The 4,105-nt window shown below is 71.6% G+C and carries 4 protein-coding genes and 1 pseudogene; 2 read left to right on the top strand and 3 right to left on the bottom strand.

Features of this window, described 5'->3' with window-relative positions; all coding sequences use genetic code 11:
* Positions 1 to 98: 98 nt before the first annotated feature.
* The 3 genes from ACGF12_RS38005 to ACGF12_RS37995 form a co-directional block, all read right to left on the bottom strand.
* Complete coding sequence (locus tag ACGF12_RS38005) at positions 99 to 1,403, bottom strand: TolB family protein (protein WP_393041063.1); 1,305 nt, start codon at positions 1,401 to 1,403, stop codon at positions 99 to 101.
* Positions 1,404 to 1,614: 211 nt separating this feature from the next.
* Positions 1,615 to 2,385: a lysophospholipid acyltransferase family protein gene (locus ACGF12_RS38000; protein ID WP_393041060.1), complete on the bottom strand. Its 771-nt coding sequence runs from the start codon at positions 2,383 to 2,385 to the stop codon at positions 1,615 to 1,617.
* 295 nt (positions 2,386 to 2,680) lie between these two features.
* Positions 2,681 to 3,106, bottom strand: a complete 426-nt coding sequence (locus ACGF12_RS37995; RefSeq protein ID WP_393041057.1) for a DUF4395 domain-containing protein — start codon at positions 3,104 to 3,106, stop codon at positions 2,681 to 2,683.
* 209 nt (positions 3,107 to 3,315) lie between these two features.
* Here ACGF12_RS37995 and ACGF12_RS37990 point away from each other — a divergent pair, with 209 nt between their 5' ends.
* Positions 3,316 to 3,729: a thioredoxin family protein gene (locus tag ACGF12_RS37990; protein ID WP_387632330.1), complete on the top strand. Its 414-nt coding sequence runs from the start codon at positions 3,316 to 3,318 to the stop codon at positions 3,727 to 3,729.
* Between the two features lie 263 nt (positions 3,730 to 3,992).
* Positions 3,993 to 4,105: pseudogene (locus tag ACGF12_RS37985) on the top strand (electron transfer flavoprotein subunit beta); the annotation flags it as partial.

Here is a 4,105-nt window from a genome sequence, read left to right as displayed (position 1 = left end):
ACTGCAGGGGGGACCCTGTGGGAGAGTAGGACGCCGCCGAACAATCATTCAGAAAAGGCCCCACCCGGTTTCCGGGTGGGGCCTTTTCGCGTTTCAGGTCAGTGCTCCTGAGGGGAGTCCTCCCCGTCCTGCGGCTGCCCTTGTGCCTGACTCGGCGTCGCCTCGGCAGATGCCGTCGGGGCATCCGACTGGGGCGCTTGGGATGCCTGCGGTGTCTGAGATTCCTGCGGTGCCTGCGGTGTCTGGGATGCCTGCACCGGCGCCGCTGCCGTTCCCCAAGCAGGCCGGCCGAGCCACTTGTCGGCGCTGTTGGTGAGCCGGGCGACGCCCGTACCGTCCGGCTGCATGCTGTAGAGGTCGGGGCCGGAGCCCGCGGGGGCCTGGGTGAAGACGATGGACTTGCCGTCGGGCGCGTAGGCGGCGGTGCCGTAGGAGGTGTTGGAGGGGGCGGGGGTGAGGGCGCCGATGGCGCTGCCGTCGGGGTGGACGGTGTAGATGCCGCCGCCGGGGGTGTTGTCGGGGCCGTCCGGGTAGGTGGTGAAGAGGATCTGGGTGCCGTCGGGGGACCAGCTCGCGCGGTCGCCGGCGCGCAGTTCCCAGGGGGTGAGCTGGCGGAGCCCGGTGCCGTCGGCGCTGACGATGTAGATGGCGCGGCTGTTGGCGGGCTGTCCGGTGGCGCTGGTGTGGTACTCGAAGGTGAGCTGCTTGCCGTCGGGGGACCAGCTGGGGTTGCTGACGGCACCGGAGTACGGCTTGTCGTTGGTGAGGAAGGTGAGCCGCTGGACGTTGGTGCCGTCGGGGCTCATCAGGTAGAGGTCCGAGTACTGGATCTGGTTGGTGTGGGCCTGGTCGAGGGCACCCCAGGAGCGGCTGAAGGCGAGCTGCTTGCCGTCCGGGGAGTAGGCGGGGGCGCGCTCGTCCTCGTTGGCACAGTCGACGGTGCCGCTGCTGGTGTCGCAGAGTTGGCTGATCTGGTGGGCGTTGTCGCCGGTGGCGGAGACCGTCCAGAGGCGGGCGGTGCCGCTCTGCGGATCGGTTCGGTCGAAGGCGATGGCGCCGCCGTCGGGGGACCAGTCGGGGCGGTCGTCGCGGGCGCGGTCGGGTGGTTGGGTGACCTGCTGCTGGGCGGTGCCGTCGGGGGCGAGGGTGACGATGGCGCTGGTGGTGCGGCGCGTGTCGGTGTAGGCCCGGCTGACGATAAGTCCGTTGTGTGCGGGCGTGGCGGCCGCGGCGGCGACCACATCGGGGGTAGCGGAAGAGGTCGGCTCGGGGGTGGCGGTGGGGGACTCCGGGCGGATCTCGGACAGCGGGATCTCCCCGGGCTCGGCCCCGCAGCCGGTGAGCAGGGTGCCCAGAAGCAGAAGGCCCGCACCGGCGGATGCGCGAGTGCGGGCCTTGCTCATGGGGGACTGCCGTGTGCCGGTGATCCGTGCCATCTCCGTTTTCGACCTTTCCGACCGTTCTGACGTGTGCTCCGTTCCGGATCAAGGAGGAGATCCGGGACGGAGGCCCCTGGAAGGAGCTGTCACTGTGTCAGAAGGAGGGGGTCGGTCGCCGGGCGACACGCGACGGAGCGAGTTCACTCGGTCGCGCGGAGTAGGAGGTGGGATTCGGTCAGCCCCGGGCGGCGCGGCGCTCGGCCTTGGCGAGGGCCTCCGCCTCGTCCTCGGCCTCGGCGACCTCCAGGGTGGGCGCGGTGCCACCGAGGTGGGTGGGCTGCCACCAGGTGTCGTCCGCTCCGGCGGGCTTGCCGAGGTACTCGCGCTGGGCCTGGTCGAGCATCTCGCTCATGGCGGCGCGCAGCTTTCTGGTGACCATCACGGGCTTGTCGTCCGGGCCGAGGTGAATCGGCTCGCCGATCATGATCGTCACCGGGACGTGGCGCTTGGTGAGGGTCTTCGGGCGGCCCTTGGTCCAGAGCTGCTGGGTGCCCCAGAGCACGACGGGCAGCAGCGGGGTGCCGGAGTCGGCGGCCATCCGGGCCGCGCCGGTCTTGAACTTCTTCAGCATGAACGAGCGGCTGATGGTCGCCTCGGGGAACACCCCGACGACCTCGCCGGCCTTGAGGGCGCGCACGGCGGCCTCGTAGGCGGGCTGGCCGTCGGTGCGGTCGACCGGGATGTGCTTCATGCCGCGCATCAGGGGGCCGGAGATGCGGTGCTTGAAGACGTCGTCCTTGGCCATGAAGCGGGTCTTGCGCTTGCCGCCGCGGTAGGCGCCCAGGCCGGCGAAGAGGAAGTCCAGGTAGCTGATGTGATTGCTGACCAGCACCGCCCCGCCCTCGGCGGGGATGTGCTCGGCACCCACGATCTTGATCCGCACGTCGAGCGCACGGAAGGCGGTGAGTGCGGCGCCGATCACCGGCGGGTAGACGAACTCTGCCACGGTCAGTCCTGACTTCCACGGGCCGGAGCCCGGTACGGCGGTACCCGCGCCGCTGCGAGGGGGCCGACCGGAGCACGGCACGCCGCGGCGGTCACGGGTGATACACGGAGATGATCCCCCGAACGAGTGCCTGCTGTCACCTGAGGCGTGCGGTCAAGCGAATATTCGCGGTGTGATCTCCGTGATGAATCGGGCCGGGAACTTTTCCGGTCCCCGAACCCGGTGGCGCGGCGGGCGGGTGGTGGGCGCGGCAGTGGGTGCGGGAGTGGGCGCGGCGGCGGGGCGGTGGTGCCGGTCAGGCACCGGCGCCGAGGCGGCCCTGGGCGCGCCGGACGATCGGGTACATCTCGCAGCCCAGGCAGTAGCCGAAGGCGGCGTTCAGGAAGGCCGCGGCCAGGGCGAAGGCGGTGGCCAGCAGGCCGAGCCAGGTGACGCCGGTGAGGTAGCCGAGGGTGCCCACGGAGGTGAAGACCAGGCCGACGCCCTGGGCGAAGCGCAGCGGCCGCTCGTCCTCGGTCGCGGTGGGCGGTGCCAGCCGGGGGAGGACGAAGGCCCGGAACAACAGGCCGTACGGGGAGAGCCGCAACCCGCCGCAGGCACTGAGCGCGAATACCAGGGCCTGGGCGGCGAGGAGGAAGCCGCTACCGGTGATCAGGACGGCCGCCAGGACGACGGCGTTGAGCGCGGAGGAGAAGCGGGGACCGCGGGGGTCGGTCTGCACAGGGGCTCCGGGAGGGTCGCGACGGACGGCTGCGGCGGGGCGCGTCGATGTCAGCGGGAGGTGGTGGCCCGCCCCAGGTCGACGACGCGACGGGAGGTCAGCAACGGCGGTGCGGTGCGCTCGGAATCCACCGGCCGATCGTACGCGGGCCCGGCGTCGGCGGTCGACCTCTCTTTCGGGGGCCGCGCGCGCTGCCGCAGACTGGGGGGATGACCGGATCGGTGGTGTGCGTTGTCGTGCTGGCGGTGGCTGCCACGTTCGGTCTGCTGCGGGTCGGGCGAGACGGAAGGCTGAGGGTGCGCACCAAGGACGAGGCGATACGGCTGTCGGAGGCCGACCTGGGCGGGCCGCTCGGTGAGCGGGCGACGCTGGTGCAGTTCTCCACCGCGTTCTGCCAGCCGTGCCGGGCCACCCGGCGGGTACTCGCCGAGGTGGCGGGGATGGTCGACGGGGTCGCGCACATCGAGGTGGACGCCGAGGCGCAGCTGGAGCTGGTCCGTCGGCTGGAGGTGCTGCGGACGCCGACCGTCCTGGTGTTGGACGCGGGTGGCCGGGTGGTGCGCCGGGCGGCGGGGATGCCGCGCAAGGCGGATGTGATCGCGGCGCTGGGGCAGGCGGTCTGAGGGCCGACGGGGGCTCGTGCGCCGGTCTGGGCCACCCCGTGGGGTGGAGTCCGCGCCCGCCTGGGGCAGGATGGGCGCAAGCGGCGGTGCAGCCGTGCCGGCGTAAGCTACTGGCCAGTAGTGACCACTGAGCTACTGGCGAGTATGCTGCCAGGAAGTTCCGGACCGGCACGGGAAACTCGCTGCCCGGAGCGGGTGCGTGGTGTGTCGCGCCCGCTCGCACCACCGCAGCCGCCGGACGAGACCAGTACAGGAGACAGGCCGTGAGCTTGAGGATCGTTGTCTGTGTGAAGTACGTGCCGGACGCGACGGGTGACCGTCGTTTCGCGGACGACCACACCACCGACCGGGAGGGCGTGGACGGCCTCCTGTCGGA

The sequence above is a fragment of the Kitasatospora sp. NPDC048296 genome (assembly GCF_043201815.1).
GTDB lineage: Bacteria > Actinomycetota > Actinomycetes > Streptomycetales > Streptomycetaceae > Kitasatospora.
Note: the sequence above shows the minus strand (reverse complement) of the source record. Positions and strands in the feature narration are given on the sequence as shown.